This window comes from Shewanella sp. Koi 1, from assembly GCF_052907445.1.
Window position 1 is genome coordinate 2,520,046 of record NZ_JBREJM010000001.1, and the last position, 17,571, is coordinate 2,537,616.

The 17,571-nt window shown below is 48.8% G+C and carries 14 protein-coding genes; 7 read left to right on the forward strand and 7 right to left on the reverse strand.

The features are described from left to right. Positions 1-729: 729 nt before the first annotated feature. From ruvB to ACUZ8J_RS11120, 6 genes are all read right to left on the reverse strand, one after another. Positions 730-1,734, reverse strand: a complete 1,005-nt coding sequence (ruvB, locus tag ACUZ8J_RS11095) for a Holliday junction branch migration DNA helicase RuvB (RefSeq protein WP_109285964.1) — start codon at positions 1,732-1,734, stop codon at positions 730-732. A gap of 121 nt (positions 1,735-1,855) precedes the next feature. After that, positions 1,856-2,473: a Holliday junction branch migration protein RuvA gene (gene ruvA / locus ACUZ8J_RS11100; RefSeq protein ID WP_011626232.1), complete on the reverse strand. Its 618-nt coding sequence runs from the start codon at positions 2,471-2,473 to the stop codon at positions 1,856-1,858. Beyond that, positions 2,470-2,991 (reverse strand): crossover junction endodeoxyribonuclease RuvC, encoded by a 522-nt coding sequence (gene ruvC, locus ACUZ8J_RS11105; protein WP_011622671.1) that lies wholly within the window; start codon positions 2,989-2,991, stop codon positions 2,470-2,472. The genes ruvA and ruvC overlap by 4 nt, the downstream gene beginning before the upstream one ends. Before the next feature lie 273 nt (positions 2,992-3,264). Beyond that, positions 3,265-4,011 (reverse strand): YebC/PmpR family DNA-binding transcriptional regulator, encoded by a 747-nt coding sequence (locus tag ACUZ8J_RS11110; protein WP_011622670.1) that lies wholly within the window; start codon positions 4,009-4,011, stop codon positions 3,265-3,267. A 216-nt stretch (positions 4,012-4,227) separates the two neighbouring features. Continuing rightward, positions 4,228-6,003 (reverse strand): aspartate--tRNA ligase, encoded by a 1,776-nt coding sequence (aspS, locus tag ACUZ8J_RS11115; protein ID WP_011716950.1) that lies wholly within the window; start codon positions 6,001-6,003, stop codon positions 4,228-4,230. Between the two features lie 184 nt (positions 6,004-6,187). Continuing rightward, entirely contained in the window at positions 6,188-9,001 is a 2,814-nt protein-coding gene (locus ACUZ8J_RS11120) for a diguanylate cyclase domain-containing protein (protein WP_446693852.1), read from the reverse strand. A 148-nt stretch (positions 9,002-9,149) separates the two neighbouring features. On the opposite strand from ACUZ8J_RS11120, the gene cmoA reads away from it, so the two are divergent. The 3 genes from cmoA to ACUZ8J_RS11135 all read left to right on the forward strand — a co-directional run bounded on the left by cmoA (position 9,150) and on the right by ACUZ8J_RS11135 (position 11,781). Further along, entirely contained in the window at positions 9,150-9,881 is a 732-nt protein-coding gene (gene cmoA / locus ACUZ8J_RS11125; RefSeq protein ID WP_011622667.1) for a carboxy-S-adenosyl-L-methionine synthase CmoA, read from the forward strand. Further along, positions 9,878-10,870: a tRNA 5-methoxyuridine(34)/uridine 5-oxyacetic acid(34) synthase CmoB gene (gene cmoB / locus ACUZ8J_RS11130; RefSeq protein ID WP_088211180.1), complete on the forward strand. Its 993-nt coding sequence runs from the start codon at positions 9,878-9,880 to the stop codon at positions 10,868-10,870. Before cmoA ends, cmoB begins: the two co-directional genes overlap by 4 nt. 83 nt (positions 10,871-10,953) lie before the next feature. Then, positions 10,954-11,781, forward strand: a complete 828-nt coding sequence (locus ACUZ8J_RS11135; RefSeq protein WP_374919398.1) for an ATP-dependent zinc protease family protein — start codon at positions 10,954-10,956, stop codon at positions 11,779-11,781. A 13-nt stretch (positions 11,782-11,794) separates the two neighbouring features. On the opposite strand, the gene ACUZ8J_RS11140 is transcribed toward ACUZ8J_RS11135, so the two are convergent. Then, positions 11,795-11,944, reverse strand: a complete 150-nt coding sequence (locus ACUZ8J_RS11140; RefSeq protein WP_446693853.1) for a hypothetical protein — start codon at positions 11,942-11,944, stop codon at positions 11,795-11,797. Positions 11,945-11,955: 11 nt separating this feature from the next. On the opposite strand from ACUZ8J_RS11140, the gene ACUZ8J_RS11145 reads away from it, so the two are divergent. Genes ACUZ8J_RS11145 through ACUZ8J_RS11160 form a run of 4 tightly spaced genes read left to right on the forward strand, consistent with a single transcriptional unit; the run spans position 11,956 to position 17,416 of the window. Further along, entirely contained in the window at positions 11,956-13,464 is a 1,509-nt protein-coding gene (locus tag ACUZ8J_RS11145) for a UUP1 family membrane protein (protein ID WP_011626238.1), read from the forward strand. After that, on the forward strand, positions 13,464-14,408 hold the full coding sequence (locus ACUZ8J_RS11150) for an alpha-L-glutamate ligase-like protein (protein ID WP_089067852.1): 945 nt from the start codon (positions 13,464-13,466) through the stop codon (positions 14,406-14,408). Before ACUZ8J_RS11145 ends, ACUZ8J_RS11150 begins: the two co-directional genes overlap by 1 nt. Continuing rightward, on the forward strand, positions 14,383-16,290 hold the full coding sequence (locus ACUZ8J_RS11155) for a M3 family metallopeptidase (RefSeq protein ID WP_446693854.1): 1,908 nt from the start codon (positions 14,383-14,385) through the stop codon (positions 16,288-16,290). Before ACUZ8J_RS11150 ends, ACUZ8J_RS11155 begins: the two co-directional genes overlap by 26 nt. After that, a complete protein-coding gene (locus ACUZ8J_RS11160; RefSeq protein WP_446693855.1) occupies positions 16,217-17,416 on the forward strand; it encodes a DUF3541 domain-containing protein in 1,200 nt (399 codons plus the stop codon). Before ACUZ8J_RS11155 ends, ACUZ8J_RS11160 begins: the two co-directional genes overlap by 74 nt. Positions 17,417-17,571 lie beyond the last annotated feature (155 nt).

Sequence of the window (17,571 nt, forward strand, 5' to 3'; positions counted from 1 at the left end):
AGCGATTAAAACTGTTAAAAAAATAACATTTAATAAACATGTGACAACCCCAGAAGTGTGATATGTGTCACACTTTTTCAGTGAGCAACTATCTGACGCACAGAATAATGTGTCGATTAATTATGAAGAAATATGCATATTGGTAATCATTGCAACAGAAGGAATCGTGTAAAAATCAGGGATTTCACAGCGCACACTGATACAAAATGAATAAATTGTGATTTTTATGCACCGCAAGTGTGCAATACACACAAATGCAACAATTCATCGCCAATTTGGAACAAGCATAAATATGAGGTGCTTTAGGATGAGATAAGGGTTAAAAAGCGGAAATAAACAGCATCTACGGAATAAGAAAGCGTTGAACCACCCTACTCTGAATGCTGTTTTTATAAACAATACAAATGTCATTTCGAGTTGTTTCAACTCAACATATAAATACATTTGTTTTATTATTGTTAATTCATTAGATTAAACATTATTTATAAACAAAATAAGATTATTATTTAACCGAATAAACTTAAATAAAAACAGCACTCCAATGACTAGTCTGCGTCATAGTCAATTAAGTGAAACCGCCATTCATTAAATAATATTCATCTTGATGATTTAGATGTGGTTCGTTCTAGCGACAAAGTTATCTGGTGACAAAAAGGACAATAATAAAATCGGTAAAAACAAAAAGCGGCCAAGGCCGCTTTTTGTTAACAAGGTCATCCTTCTTGGATGTTACTCTGGTTTTATCATGCCAAAATGCAGATAGGCTCGGGTTGTGGCAATGCGACCGCGTGGCGTTCTTTGGATAAAGCCTTGTTGGATAAGGAAAGGCTCCAATACATCTTCAATGGTTTCACGCTCCTCACCAATAGCCGCCGCGAGGTTATCAAGCCCTACAGGGCCTCCCATAAACTTATCGATAATGGCAAGCAGCAGTTTTCGATCCATATAATCGAAACCTTCGCCATCGACATCGAGCAAATCAAGCGCTTGCTCCGCGACTTTTTGCGTTACAGCGCCGTCGTGTTTCACTTCCGCATAATCCCGCACTCGGCGCAGTAAACGATTTGCGATCCTCGGTGTTCCCCGTGAGCGTTTGGCAATTTCGGAAGCCCCTTCACTATCAATGGCCAATCCCATCACCTGCGCCGAACGGGTCACAATGGTGCTTAAATCTTTAACATTATAAAACTCGAGCCGAAGTGGAATGCCAAAACGTGCCCTTAGCGGAGAGGTTAACGCCCCTGCCCGCGTGGTCGCCCCCACTAAGGTAAAAGGCGGTAGGTCCAACTTAATTGAGCGTGCAGCAGGCCCCTCACCAATCATAATATCCAGCTGATAGTCTTCCATCGCAGGATACAGAATTTCTTCGACGACAGGACTTAAGCGGTGAATTTCATCGATAAAAAGCACATCCCCCGCCTCAAGATTGGTGAGCAGCGCCGCCAAGTCACCGGCTTTCTCGAGCACTGGCCCCGACGTCGATTTGATATTCACCCCCATTTCATTAGCCACGATCATGGCTAAGGTGGTTTTACCTAACCCCGGTGGGCCGTAGATCAACATATGGTCTAAGGCTTCTTCGCGATTCTTTGCCGCTTGAATAAACACTTTTAATTGGGCACGCGTATCATCCTGCCCAGTATATTCATCGAGCAATTTAGGGCGCATGGCCCTGTCGATAACATCATCTTGACCTTGCAGCTGCGGCTGGATCAGTCTGTCTGCTTCAATCATTTACCTATTCCTGTTACCCGCATCGACATACGGCACTTGCTATTTTGGTGCAGTTGCAACCTAACTGGCTGCAAAAATCGCGTACCGCAATATAACACTTGCCTCAATGAAAACCATGCCATTAGAGCATCGATTTTAACGCGGCCTTAATCAAGGTCTCACTGTCCATGCCTTCTTTATAGGCGGCAGAAACGGCTTTACTCGCCTGTGGAGGTTTATAGCCGAGGGAGATCAAGGCTGAAATCGCATCCTCTTCGGCACTATTGACCGTCGGAGCCGGTGAATAGTTAGATTGCAGCACGAACTCACGCTCAGAGCCTACGGATGCCTCCATCAAGCTCTTCAATTTATCGCGCATCTCAACCAATAAACGTTCGGCAGTCTTTTTACCAACACCGGGTAATTTCACCAGCGTCACTATATCATCACGTTCGACACAGCCCACAAACTCGCTGGCGGTCATGCCAGAAAGAATGGTTAACGCCAGTTTAGGGCCAACGCCGTTGGCCTTGATGAGTAATCGAAACAGTGATCGCTCTTGTTTAGTGATAAAGCCGTAAAGCAACTGGGCATCTTCACGCACCACAAAATGGGTATACACTGTGGTCGGTTGATTGACCTCGGGAAGCTCATAAAAGCTGGTGAGGGGCATCTGTAACTCGTACCCTACGCCATTGACATCAATCAACACCTCTGGCGCTTGCTTTTCAATTAACACGCCACGTAAACGACCTATCATCTGTACCGTCCATATGTTCTTGTTGTCGCTCGGCCGCTTAAGGCGACCAAACTTTGATTGGTGTGATAATGACATACCGCAACGCCGAGCGCATCCGCAGCGTCGGCCTGTGGCGCCGCAGGCAACTTAAGCAATTGCTGGATCATATGTTGAACCTGTTCTTTCTTGGCTCGCCCCGTTCCGACCACCGCATTCTTAATTTGGGTGGCACTGTATTCGGCAACGGGTAAGTTGGCCACTGTCGCAGCTACGATGGCCGCACCACGGGCTTGACCCAATTTCAAGGCCGAGTCGGCATTCTTGGCGAGAAACACTCGCTCAATCGCAAATTCATCGGGTTGGTATTGGCGAATAATTTCACTGATCCCATCAAAGATTTGCTTGAGTCTTAATGGTAAATCCTCGCCCGAGGTGCGAATGCAGCCACTGCCCAAATAAAGTTGCTGACGCCCTTGGCATTGGATAACGCCGTAACCTGTGATCCGAGAACCTGGGTCAACCCCTAAAATAATCGCCATGCTATCCCTAATGTCTGTACTCGAATTAATTCAACCTAGATAACGGCGATTGTAAACCGAGCAACAGCGCAAAAAACATCAATAAATCAAAGGTAAATCTAAGGTGACCCAATAAGCAATATGCGGTGTCTAAACGCTGGTTCAAAGCTCAGTGTTAAGCGCTTGCTCTATGTAAGAACCGCTCTATGTAAGAACCGCTCTATGCAAGAACCAAGCTCTGGCGAGCTCAGTTCCGGCCACCTACTAAGATAAAAATCAAATGACAGCTTAGGCTTACCCTAAACTTTCCATAATCTCATCGGAGATTTCGGCATTATGATACACCTCTTGCACATCATCGTGCTCTTCGAGGGTATCGATAAGACGCATAAACTTTTCCGCCGTCTCGGCATCTAACTCCGCTTTGGTCGAGGCTATCATCGCGATTTCGGCGTTATCACTGACAAATCCCGCCGCATCGAGGGCATCTTTCACCCCATAAAACTCGGTCGGTTCGGTAAATACGTCAATTGCACCATCATCGTAACTCACCACATCTTCGGCGCCCGCTTCTAGCGCCGCGTCCATCAGGGCGTCTTCATCAGTACCCGGCGCATAGGACAACACGCCGCGCTTAGTGAACAAATAGGCAACCGAACCATCGGTCCCTAAATTCCCACCCGATTTACTAAAGGCATTACGCACGCCGCTCACGGTACGGTTACGGTTATCTGTCATGGTCTCGACCATCACAGCGGTGCCGCCAGGGCCATAGCCTTCGTAAATAATGGTTTCGAGTTGCTGACCTTCAAGCTCACCGGCGCCACGTTTAATTGCGCGCTCAATGGTGTCGCGGGTCATGTTGCCGCCAAGCGCTTTATCGATAGCGATACGCAGACGCGGGTTTGAATCGGGATCCGAGCCACCCTCACGGGCAGAAACCGTTAACTCGCGGATAAATTTGGTAAAGAGTTTACCGCGTTTGGCATCTTGCGCTGCTTTGCGGTGTTTAATGTTGGCCCACTTACTATGACCTGCCATGGGAGTTCTCCTCTACACATAGCCATTGCACATCTTATCAATAGCCTAAGGTAACCTTGACGGCGCCTCTTGCAAGGTTCCTATAACCAATGTTCCTTTACACAAAGATTGACGGCAAATTCAGTGACGTCGATAACGCAGATATTGATAAGAAATGAAATGACGGGGTAAAAATAGACCGAGGCTTGCGCCTCGGTACTCGACAATCACTAAAGATTAGTCTTCAGTCTTCGCGGCTTTCACCACGGAAATACCTAGTTCAGCTAATTGTTGTGGGTTAGCAAAACCTGGGGCATTGGTTAACGGACACGCAGCAGTGGTGGTTTTCGGGAAAGCCATCACATCACGGATTGAGCTTGCGCCCGTCATCAGCATGATAATACGGTCTAAACCGAATGCCAGACCCGCATGTGGTGGCGTACCGTAGCGCAGTGCTTCGAGTAGGAAGCCGAATTTCTCTTTCGCTTCTTCATCGGTAATGCCAAGAATACGGAATACCGCAGATTGCATCTCTTGGTTGTGGATACGAACTGAACCACCGCCTAATTCACAGCCGTTTAATACCATGTCGTAGGCATCTGACACACGGTTAGCCGGATTGGCTTCCAGCTCTTGTGGTGTCACGCCGCGTGGCGCAGTAAACGGATGGTGAACCGCGTGGAAGCTGCCGTTGATCTTCTCAAACATTGGGAAGTCAACCACCCACAGTGGACGCCATTGACCTTCGAGCAGATTAAAGTCTTCACCGGCTTTAAGACGCAGTGCGCCCATAGATTCAGCAACCACAGTCGCGTTATCGGCACCAAACAGGATGATATCGCCAGTTTGTGCGCCAGTGCGGCTGATGATTTCGTTCACAATGCCTTCGTTCAAGAACTTCAGCACAGGTGATTGAATACCTTCTAACCCTTGAGTCAGGTCGTTTAGCTTCATCCACGCTAAACCTTTAGCACCGTAAATACCGACGAACTTAGTGTAATCATCGATTTGCTTACGGGATAAGCTCGCGCCACCTGGAATACGCAGCGCCGCAACACGGCCTTCTTCGTCATTAGCTGGGCCTGAGAATACCGCAAACTCCACTTCTTTGAGTAAGTCAGCCACGTCAACCAGTTCTAATGGGTTACGTAAATCTGGCTTATCTGAACCGAAACGACGCATGGCTTCGTTATAGGTCATACGTGGGAATTCGCCTAAATCGACGTTCAGCATCTCAAGGAACAGACCACGCATCATCTCTTCAGTCTTAGCCATCACCTGCTCAGACGTCATAAATGAGGTTTCGATATCGATTTGAGTAAATTCTGGCTGACGGTCAGCACGTAAGTCTTCGTCACGGAAGCATTTTACGATTTGATAGTAACGGTCAAAGCCTGACATCATCAGTAACTGTTTAAACAGCTGTGGTGATTGTGGCAGCGCGAAGAATTGACCTTTGTAAGTGCGGCTTGGCACTAAATAGTCACGTGCACCTTCTGGCGTTGCCTTAGTCAGGATAGGCGTTTCGATATCTAAGAAGCCGTTTGAGTCGAGGAAACGACGCACAGCACTGGTCACTTTCGCGCGGAACATTAAGCGCTGCGCCATTTCTGGGCGACGTAAATCTAAATAACGGTACTTTAGACGCTGCTCTTCACTGTTGTTTTGATAGTTATCTAAGCTCAGCGGCAGCGGCTCAGAACTGTTGATGATCGTCAGTTCTTTACCTAATACTTCAATTTCGCCGGTCTTCATTTGCGCGTTGACTTGGCTATCTGGACGGGCACGAACCACGCCTTTTACCTGCACACAAAACTCGGCGCGCAGCGTACTGGCCACATTGAACACCTCAGGTAAATCTGGATCGTAAACCACTTGGACCAGACCTTCTCTGTCTCTTAAATCTAAAAAGACCACGCCACCCAAATCACGGCTACGATTAACCCAACCTACCAAGGTAACTTCTTGTCCAACGTGAGACTTATTGACGTCTCCACAATAATGACTGCGCATCTAACTCTATCCTTTATCCGGAAACCGGTGCTTTGGAAATAATCAAAACGAGATAAAAGCGGCATTATAGTCAAATAATGCCGATTACCAAAGTACTTCACTTTTAGGCGGTGAAGTATCAAACAGTTTTACGCCCTTGACTAGAGGCGAACGCACTATCTGCGTATAAGCGTTCAAAAAACCATCAAGCTAGGCGGTAGCAACGGCCCCCCGCCGTTTTGGCTTGATACATCAGTTGGTCGGCTTTCTTCATTAACTCGATGGCCGTATCGCCATCGCGGGGATAAATGACCACGCCAATACTGATAGCCACCTCAACGGTCACCCCTTCTATGCTAAAAGGTGACGATAACGAGTGCAGAATATTATCAGCAACTTGGGTCGCGGCATCGAGATCTTGCACACGATTTAGCAGGATCACAAATTCATCGCCGCCGAATCTTGCCACTGTATCAGAATTGCGAATGGCTTTGGTCAATAATCCCGCCACTTTTAATAGCAGTGCATCCCCCACTGGATGACCGTATTGATCGTTAATTTGTTTAAAGCCATCTAAATCGATAAACAACAAGGCGAAATGGCCATGATCCCGCCGATGGGCAAGTAAGGCCTGTGACAATCTATCATCCAACAGTGCCCTATTAGGCAACTGGGTTAAGGCATCGTGACTAGCAACATGCTGCAAACGCTTTTCTGCGGCAATTCGGCGGGTGATCTCAAGATTCAAACGACGATTAACGACTAAAACCGCCACCATCACGCCAGATAACACTAACGCCCCGAGTAATAAATAACGGATCCATTGCAGATATTGACTGTTATCCGTCGTCAAAGAAAAACTCACCCAATGGGAATAGATTTGTTGCTGCGTATGTTGATCGATTTGCGCCAACACGCGATTGATTAAGGGAACCAACGGTGCATACAGCGGATTGAGTCCAAAGTGGCTGTGCTGATCGGCTAAGTCACTGAGGAGTGACATTTTCAGCAACGGATATTGGCCCGCTTTTAGCTCAGAGGCCAGCGTCACGACTTTATCGATAAACACATCCGCATGGCCATCGTTGACCGCCGAGAGTCCCGACTGGGTATCAGGCACCAGCACCAGTTTGAGCGAGGGCTGCAAGGCCATCAGTTGCGCCACCAGATGATACCCCTCCACCACCGCAACCCTTTGCCCCGCCAATTGCGCCAGATTAAATACCGAGACTTGCTCAAGCTGTGATACTAAACCCCACGGCGATGGCCAGTAGGGATCGCTAAAGGTTAAAAATTGCTGGCGCTCGGCGGTTTGAGCAATACTGCCCGCCAGTGCAATCTCGCCTGAACGCAAGGCGCCAATCAGCGAGTGCCAATCGTCAAAGGCGACGGGCTGAATATTAATCCGCAGTTGCTCGGCTAACAGCTGGCTGACATCGCTGTTAATCCCTGCAAACTGGCCTTGCTCATCGCTAAACTCCATTGGCGGCCACTGTTTCAAGTAACCGAGTTTAAGTTCACCGAGTTGCGAGAGGTAATCTTGCTCACTGCTTGAGAGTTGAACGCCGTGTAATCCCTTCTGGTTAAAAATGCGATCCTTAGGATTTAGCATCCATTTCTGCTCTACTTCGGCAAATTCCTGCATGCTAATACTGCGAAAACCATTAGCAATGCGCTGGGTTAAGCCGGGATCGTCACTTCGGGTCAGTACATACACATCGGTCGGAAACTCAAGCTCAGGATATTGATGAAATTCGGACCAAGCCTTATTTTGCAATAAATAGTGGGAAGTCCATGCACCCGCGGCAACAAAGCCAGCAATCTCGCCCGAGCGCGCCCCCGCCACCATGCTGTCCATATTTTCGTAATAACGCAGCGTGACATCGGGCAACGCTTTACGCAGCGCAACAAGATAAGGCGCTGTCGGCACAACACCGATACGTTTGCCTTTTAAACTCTGTAAATCGGTCAGTTGTTGCTGATATAAGAACAGCCGACTCTTCACCGTATAGAGTTGCCATGCGCGAGTTAAGCCGGTTTTCAATTCGTCACTTTCAGGGTAACCAATATGCGCATCGGCTAAGCCTTGGCGTACATCATTGACACTGGCATTCATGTCGCCCGAGATAAAATCCACATTAATACCGGTCTTAGCCGACCATAGTTGCCAGAGATCCACATAAAATCCATGGGGCAAGCCATCGACGCCTAAATCGACAAAGGGCTCAACGCCTAGCTGCATCGCTACCACAAGACCCGCTTTTTGCCCGTGATAGCCTAACCAGCGGCGCTCGGTTTGTTGCACAAAACGTGCATCGAGTGAATGAAACCCCTGATTAATCTTCTCAACTAAAGCTTGATTACCTTTCATCACCGCGGGGACAAACTGCATGGCCTTGATTGGAATACGCGCACTGATGGGAAAACTGCCCGCAATTGCTTGGCTTGATGCGGGATCGCGCAGATAGCCATCTAGTCCTGCAAAGACGACCGTTTCGCCCGCTGCAACACCCTCCAGTAATTTTTCACGGCTTTCATAATATTTGAAGACTAAATTCGGCTCGATACGGCGAAGCTCAGCCTCATGGGATGAGCCACTCACAATCCCGATTTGGTAAGGAATAAGTTCCTTAATGGACTTTTTACCCTGCAAGGATTTATGCAGGTAAAGATAGGTACTGACATCGGCGATAGGCTCCGCGAAATCAAATAATTGCTCACGTTCGGGCGTCTGGCCCATGCCGATATGCACTTGGGCTTTGCCCTGCTGCAACTGCTGCAATGACTCATTCCAGTGGCGCGCCACAAACACTAATGGTGTATTGGTACGCTTGCCCCATTCCTTCCACAGATCCACTAATAAACCCGTGGCTTCGCCGTCGTTGTCGACAAACTGATAGGGAAAGCTGTCTTCCCCCATCACCACAATCAGTGACTCAGTCTGTCCTTGACTGGCGTTAACTGCGTTGTTGATGAATATGCAACACAGGATCACGATAAGCTGGAGCACTAACTTCAACTGGGGTCCCTAGTACTTGATGTACAATGTAAATACTTTGTTATTGATGCATATTAGACAGAAATTTCGAGCAAATTACTAGCCGAGACTTGCTGCTAGTCAACGGGATTCGTTAAAATGCATGGCTGAATTTTCGAGATCTTCCCAGATGAACGCTTCCCAAGATACTATCTACGCTCAAGCGAGCGAACACATTAGCGATTTCCAGTTTGATAATCGTGTCGCGGGTGTCTTCAGTGACATGATCCGCCGCTCGGTGCCTGGCTATACGCAAATTATCAATACTATTGGCGATTTTGCGGATCGTTTCGTCAAGCCTAATACCCAAGTCTATGATTTAGGTTGCTCTTTAGGCGCAGCCACTTTAAGTATTCGCCGTCAAATCCAGGGCCGCGATTGTCGCATTATCGCCGTGGACAATAGCGAATCCATGGTGACGCGCTGCCAAGAAAACCTCAATGCCTATGTGAGTGATACCGAGGTTGAGCTGATCTGCGGCGATATTCGCGATATTCACATCGAAAACGCTTCTTTAGTCGTGCTTAACTTTACCCTGCAATTTTTACCGCCAGAGGACAGAGAAGCGCTGATCGCGAAGATTTATCACGGCTTGAATCCCGGCGGTCTGTTAGTGCTGTCGGAAAAAATTCGCTTCGATGATGCGCCGATCCAAAGTGTGCTCGAAGAGCTGCACTTAGACTTTAAACGCGCCAATGGCTACAGCGAGCTCGAAATCAGTCAAAAGCGCAGCGCGCTCGAAAACGTGATGAAGCCCGATACCTTAACTCTCCACCAGCAACGTTTGACTCGCCAAGGGTTTAGCCACTTTAGCTTGTGGTTCCAATGTTTTAATTTCTCTTCCATGGTGGCCATCAAGTGATCAGTTTCAGCTCCTTTTACCAACAAATTGCCGATTCCAATTTGCAGCATTGGCTCGAGACTTTGCCAGCCATTCTCGGCAAATGGCAAAGAGAACATAAACACGGCAACTTACCCAAGTGGGAAAAAGTGCTCAATAAGCTGCACTATCCTGCCCCAGATCAGGTTGATTTTGTCAGCAGTGTCACCGTCGGCACTGGCGAGCAACTCACGCCCGGCGAAAAGGAAAAGCTTGAGAACCTACTGCGCCTGTTTATGCCTTGGCGCAAAGGCCCATTTCATATCCACGGCATTCATATCGATACCGAATGGCGCAGCGATTGGAAGTGGGATCGCGTGAGCCCGCATATTTCTCCTTTGCAAAACCGCACAGTGCTCGATGTCGGCTGTGGCAGCGGTTATCACATGTGGCGCATGCTTGGCGCGGGCGCAAAACGCGTGGTGGGCATCGACCCTTCACCGTTGTTTTTATGCCAATTTGAAGCCGTTAAGCGCCTGAGCGGTGAAAATCATCCCGTGCACTTATTGCCGCTAGGCATTGAAGAGCTGCCACCACTGGATGCATTCGATACGGTTTTCTCCATGGGCGTCTTGTATCACAGACGTTCGCCAATTGATCACTTGTTACAATTACGTGATCAGTTACGTATGGGTGGGGAATTAGTGTTAGAGACTTTAGTAATAGATGGTGATGAAAACGCCGTACTCGTCCCTCAAGATAGATATGGGAAAATGAATAATGTATGGTTTATTCCATCCGTCGCGGCCCTGATGCTCTGGCTAAAGAAGTGTGATTTCACAGACATACGTTGTGTCGACACCGATGTCACCGCCCTAGCCGAACAGCGCCGAACCGATTGGATGCCGAATGAGTCACTGGTTGAATATCTTGACCCTAACGATATCACTAAGACTATCGAGGGTTACCCCGCGCCGAAACGCGCAACGATTATTGCGGTGAAAAATCAACCCAATCAAGATTTGACCTAACGAGTTAACTCCAGTGGCCTAATACGCTTATGCCTAGGTAAACCCTAGGCATAAAACCCGTTTTAACGCCAATAGGAAGTACTATGCTAAAGCAGTTGATCGCTATCGCCGTTGCCAGCAGCTTAATGGGATGCGCAGCGACAGAACCGACCGCCCACGCCCCCAAACCACTCGATACCGATACCTTTAATACCCGTCTTAATCAGCAGCAAGATCAATTAGTGGCTGCGATTAATCAGCAATGCCAGCCTGCGGATTTAACCTCGCTTGCGACACTCAACAGCCAAGTCGAGCAGCTCAGTCTGCAAATCAATCATTTAAATCAAGCGGCGAAAAACCTCACCGCGCAAAAGCAAGCCGCGGTGGTGACGCCAGCGCCGAGCCAATGCCCCAAATCCGCCCTTGGGGATAAGTTTTTACTCGGTGAAATCGAAAATGTGTTTATCGATGAACTCAATGCCAGTTTTGCCACCCGCATTGATACGGGCGCAGAATCTTCCTCCATCGATGCCCGTAATATCACCCTGTTTGAGCGCGATGGCGCCCAATGGGTGCGCTTCGATGTGTATACCCAAGGGGAAAAACAGCCCGCGACAAATTTCGAATCTAAGGTCGTACGTTTTGTACGGATCAAGCAGGACGCGAATGAAAAGGACGATCGCCGCCCCGTGATCCACGCGCACCTTAAGATTGGCCAATATTCCGCAGAAACTGATCTTAACCTCACCGACCGTAGTCACCTCGACTATCCCTTATTGCTCGGCCGTAAATTTATCAAAGATATCGCCGTAGTCGATGTCGGCCAGCGCTATGTGCACGGTAAAGCTAAACAGCCCAAAGCCACACCCAAACAACCCGATCCTGAACAACCTAAAGCAGAGTCAGCTATCGTCTCCAGCGGCAAAAAATAATAACCGCTTGAGCTTATTGGTCTGTCAGCTTGAGCCAAAGCAGCTCAATCTGACGCAGCCTGACGTAGCTAATACCCGTCACGCGTGGATCTAACGCGTGACGTCGAGTTCCAACCGCCAATGCCTGGGGTAATCCCACGCTTTTCGACCATTGGCGCAACATGGGAAACACGTATGCATTCACGTAAACCTTTTTACATTTTGGTGGCATTACTATTTATTGTCGGTTTAAGCGCCAGCATCTACCGCGGCGTTAAGCATCAGGTGCCTTTTCTCCCCGGCGAGCAAGTGCAAAGCTGGGCGGTTGACGCCAAAATCAGCTTCGATGGTACAGGGGATGCGGCCGAAGTGTCCTTCTCTTTACCACAGGATCCCGCCTATGAAGTCTTGGTCGAGAACGCCAGCTCCCCAGGCTTTGGGCTGTCACTGAGTGATGATAAGGACGCGCGCCGTGCCAATTGGTCGATTCGCGAGGCCTATGGCAGCCAAGATCTCTATTATAAAGTGACCCTAGTGCCGACGGGTGTGACCCAAATCCACAGCGACGATATCCCAAGTCAACCAGAGCCTTACCTCTGGCCCGCAACCGAGAAGACAGCCGCAGAACAAGTGATAAGCGAAACCTGGGCGCGCAGCGCATCGAATCTATCCTTCGCCCAGCAATTGATGAATGCGATCACGGCCACTAAGCGCAGCCAAAATATGGAGCTGCTACTGTCGAGCCAAACCGCGACGCAAGTGTTTTTGCATATGCTGCAAACCAAGGGCATTCCCGCCCGTGAAGTCAGCGGACTCTACCTTGAAGATCAGCGCCGCCGTCAATCCCTGTCACCCTTTGTGGAAGTGTTCCATAACGGTGAGTGGGTGTTATTCGATTTAGTTAAAGGCAAGCAAGGCCGACCAGAGAACTTACTGCTGTGGGAACGTTCGGGCCATTCCGTGCTCGATGTGATGGGGGGCGTGAACTCGCAGGTGCATTTCTCGATGTTGCAAGATACTCGCTCGGCATTAGCGACATCCATCGATATGATGATGAATAACAATGCCTTGGATTTTTCACTCTACCAATTACCGCTAGAAGAACAGAGTCTATTCAAGGGCATTTTATTGATCCCTATCGGGGTACTGATGGTGGTGTTTTTACGGGTGATCATTGGGGTGAAAACCTCGGGCACCTTTATGCCAGTCCTTATCGCCCTCGCCTTTATTCAAACCAGTTTAGTCACGGGCTTAGTCGGCTTCTTACTGATCGTAGCCTGCGGCCTAATGATCCGCTCCTACTTATCCCAATTAAATCTGTTACTGATCTCGCGAATATCGGCGGTGATCATCGTCGTTATCGGCATTATCGGGGTCTTTACCTTGCTCTCCTATAAGTTCGGTTTAAGCGAAGGACTGACGATTACCTTCTTCCCGATGATTATTTTGGCGTGGACCATCGAACGTATGTCTATCCTGTGGGAAGAAGAAGGCCCGAAAGAAGTGATAGTGCAAGGCGGTGGTAGCCTAATGGTCGCCACCCTCGCCTACTTAGCCATGAGCGCCAGTTGGGTACAACACTGGGTATTTAACTTCCTTGGGATCCATTTAGTGATCTTGGCCTTAGTCCTATTAATGGGCCAATACACAGGTTATCGCCTACTGGAACTCAAACGCTTTAAACCACTCGCGGGAGATGCCTAATGAATATTGCTTGGCCATGGGAGCTTCGCGCGCGCGGCGTGCTCAATATGAATAAGCGCAATATCGATTACATTGGTCGCTATAATCCGCGTAAATTTTATAAACGAGTGGACGATAAGCTGCTGACTAAACAGTTGGCATTGGCCAATGATATTGCCGTGCCCGATTTAATCGCCGTTGTGCGCGAGCAGCACGAAATCGTGCATATTCCCGAGCGCGTTAAGGGCCGCACAGGGTTTGTGATCAAACCTGCCAAGGGCTCTGGTGGTAAAGGCATTTTAGTGATCACCCATATCGAACAGGGGCGTTACTATAAACCCAGCGGGCATGAAGTCAGCCCATCGGAATTGGATAGACACGTGTCCAATATCCTCAGCGGCTTATTCTCCCTTGGCGGCAAACCCGATGTGGCGATTGTCGAGGGGCTGATTGAATTCGATCCCGTGTTTGACGGTTACAGCCATGAAGGCGTGCCCGATATCCGCTTGATTGTCTTTAAAGGTTTTCCGGTAATGGGGATGCTCAGGCTCTCCACCGCCGCCTCCGATGGTAAGGCCAATTTGCACCAAGGCGCCGTAGGTGTGGGCGTTGACATTGCCACGGGAAAAGGGTTACATGCTGTGCAATTTGATGCTCCAATTGAGTTTCATCCAGACACAGGCAAAAAGCTCACCGATATCGTCGTCCCCCACTGGGACAGCTTGCTGCATACCGCATCGAGCGCATATGAAATGTGTGAGATGGGTTATTTAGGTACGGATATGGTGCTTGATCAGACTAAAGGCCCGCTATTATTGGAACTCAATGCACGCCCGGGACTGGCGATCCAGATTGCAAATGGAAAAGGCATTTTGCCTAGACTTAAGCATGTCGAAGCCATGTCATCCCATTCAATGACAGTTGCAGAACGTGTAGCCTATGCAAAAATCCATTTTAACGGCTAGCCTGTTTGGCTGGTGTTTATCCTCCCTCGGTGCAGCCTATGCTGCGCCAAGTCCTGTGCCGCTGCTGGTTGAGCAGTGTTTGCGCCAACCCAATATCGATTTGGCAGGCGCCTTCGCCAGTTACGCCAGCACCCACCAGCTCCCAAGCTTAACATTGGCGGATAAAGCCCTAGTGTTAGAGCAGCAAACCATTGGGCTGAATAATGTCAACGACAGACTCACCTACTACCGAGGTTTGCCACTGTCGGGGGATGAGCGCCAAGGTTTACTGCAGTGTCAGTTGCGCTTGGCCGATACTCTGAGCGACTTACTAAATCAGGCGGAATTTAGCCAACTGGCGTTTGAGCTGACGCAAGCAGCATCGATAAATCATGCTGCAGCAAGTCAAGAACAGGCCTTGCTCGGCGAGCAATTAACGGCTTTATTACGCCAACATTTATCCATTATGGATAAAGCCAAGCTGCACACGGCGCAGGCCAGCATTCGCCAAGGTTTAGGCAATCAGCAATTTCAACTGGATATTCAAGCGGCTAACTGCCAGCTCACGGATGAAGGAGCCGAGGTTAATACAGCCAATAACGAAGAAGAAACGACAAATTCAGGCACTTTTTCAGGGACTATCGCCAATTACCTGTTAAAGCAACCCAATGCCGAATGTCGACAAACCCTGTGGCAAGCCTATCAAGGTCGAGCCAGGGAACATAATCAAGTCGCCTTACACCGCATTGCCGAGCTGCGCCAACACATTGCCAATGACGCAGGTTTTAGCGATTACGCCAGTTACAGCCTCAGCGATCAGCTACTCAATACCCCGGAATTAGTTAAAGCGTTTCTCGATAGTCAAACCGAAGCGATTCAGGTTGCACCTTGGGATCTTGGCCGTACCTTATCGCAATTACCCAGTGCGCAAACCACCGCACTCAATACCCGTGAGCTGCTCGACAAGGCCTTAACAAGCTTAAGCGAGTTTGGTTTACGTTTTGAGGTGATTAGCGAGCATCTAGACTCGGCAGCCACTCAAACGGCACTTTCTCAAACGGCACTCGCACAAGCGCAGCAACAGATCCTCCGCGTTTACCATATGGATAGATTATTGGGAGAAGTGTATCTGGCTATCGGCGCTCAAGATAAAGTGAATAAACCTAGGAATGCCAGTCAACACACCCTCAGGCAAAATGTGATTGGACAGCAATTTGGTCAACAGGCGCTTGAGCTCCCCGCGACACTCAATAATTTCAAAGATATCGAACGCTTTACCCAAGCCCTCGCCGATGCAATGACCTCGCTGGCGCGCGGCAGTCATTTTTACCTTAATAACACCTTAGGCCCGACGCTCGATACCAATCAATTACCGAGTCTTTGGCTCGCTAAGGTATTACGCCAAACGCTATTCCCCCAATTTGATACCCTATATATTCAACCGAGGGAAACGCTCGCAAGCACCTATGCAACGCAGCTTAAAGCCTTTCGCGCTAAGGTAACACTTAACTTTTACCAGTCCTTAAACCAGCAAAGCTATCCGGATCTTCCTGCGGAGTTTAGCAAAAGCTTTGGGGCGAACTGGACACAAGCGATTGATTACCCTTACAGTTTCAATGCAATCGCCAACGAAGGCCCACGTTATTATCAATCCCTGTGGCAAGCCAAACTCGCAACGCTTGTCCATCAATCCACCCAAGACTGCCAAGATAAACTTGGGCTTTTTAATCTCCTCGTGGTCAATGAGACCGCACTCACCTTGAGCGAGCAACTGCGCGCCATACTTGGCGAACCCGTGGATGCCGCTGCGCTTATCCAAAGGATTATCCATGTCTCAGGATCTGAAAATCACCCATACACCACAACCGAAACACAAACTCACACTACCCATTGTGCTTTTTAGCGGTTTAGCCTTCTTTACCGCACAGAGTGCTTTCGCCAACACGCAAAGCTCACCCCCAAGTCACGCTGGGCTTGAGTACTCACAAAAGGTACTCAAGCCAAACGCCGCGGAGAAACCCGAATTAAGCCAAAGCGACGTTGCGCAGCTTATTCAACAGAACCTTGAAACCCATCTCTATACACTCCCGCCTCGGGTGCAAGGCCATTATGGGATCCGCCTCTATCGCCTGACGGGCGATGAGCAATATGCCAACGCGGCGTTAGTCGATCTTTATGCGGTAACCGAGGCCCAAGCATTTTATGCCTGCCAAATGGATAACCCTGAGTTTGTACGCCAAGCCTCACAAAATGCCATCGCCGAACTGGGCAATGGTCCCAGAGCCAAGGCCCGTAAAAAAGCACTCGCACCCTTTCCTGAGTTTTTATTTTATTCCGATGTGCTATTGCGATTTGCCAGTCGAATCGATGAGTTAGGTTTTACAGGTCCTTGCCATCGTCAAATGATCCAAGCCCTCAAAAAGGCCGACTTACGTCAAGGTTTGACTGATCCCGCGATGATTAAAGCCTGGGCTGCGCAGCTGATTAACTATGTGTATTGGGCCAAACAATTGGGTGTGGGAGATTATCTAGAGGATTATAAAACGGCCTTTACTCGGGTTTATCCTGATTCGCAGGATGCCACACTCAGCAAAGCACAGTTTCGTAATAAGCTCTACGGCATGACGCATTTTATCTTTGCCGCGAGTGAATATTATCAGCATCGGGTGGATGCCACTGAGTTTGCATGGATTTTGGACTACTTTGACGCCAACATTGAGCGAATTTTACAGGATGCGACCGACGATATTATTGCCGAAGTCGGCATTAGTTTTCTGCTAGCGGGCAAGACAGACCATACTGTCGTGGCTCAAACTCGGGCGTATATTGCCAACTCGTTCGACCCTGATAGCCAAATTATCCCCTCACCTAAGGGCAATCCTGACTTAGCCCTTGGCGAGCATCGTAATGTGCTTGCGATAATGTTGCTTAACTGGCCGGAGACGCTCTATCCCGGCCCCTATCTGAACGAACTTAACGCGACGAAAAAGTATTTACCTATGGGCGTGACGCCTAAGGTTATCGATTAACCCATTACTCATAGTTTGTACTGATAAGAGGTTGTCACGCCGCAGCATTGCAACGCGATAACCTCTTTTTCAATTAACACGATAATAGTATTGAAAAAACGATCATAGCTCGCCACTATAAGCCTCAATCTATCGCTTTTTTAGAAACCTGTCGT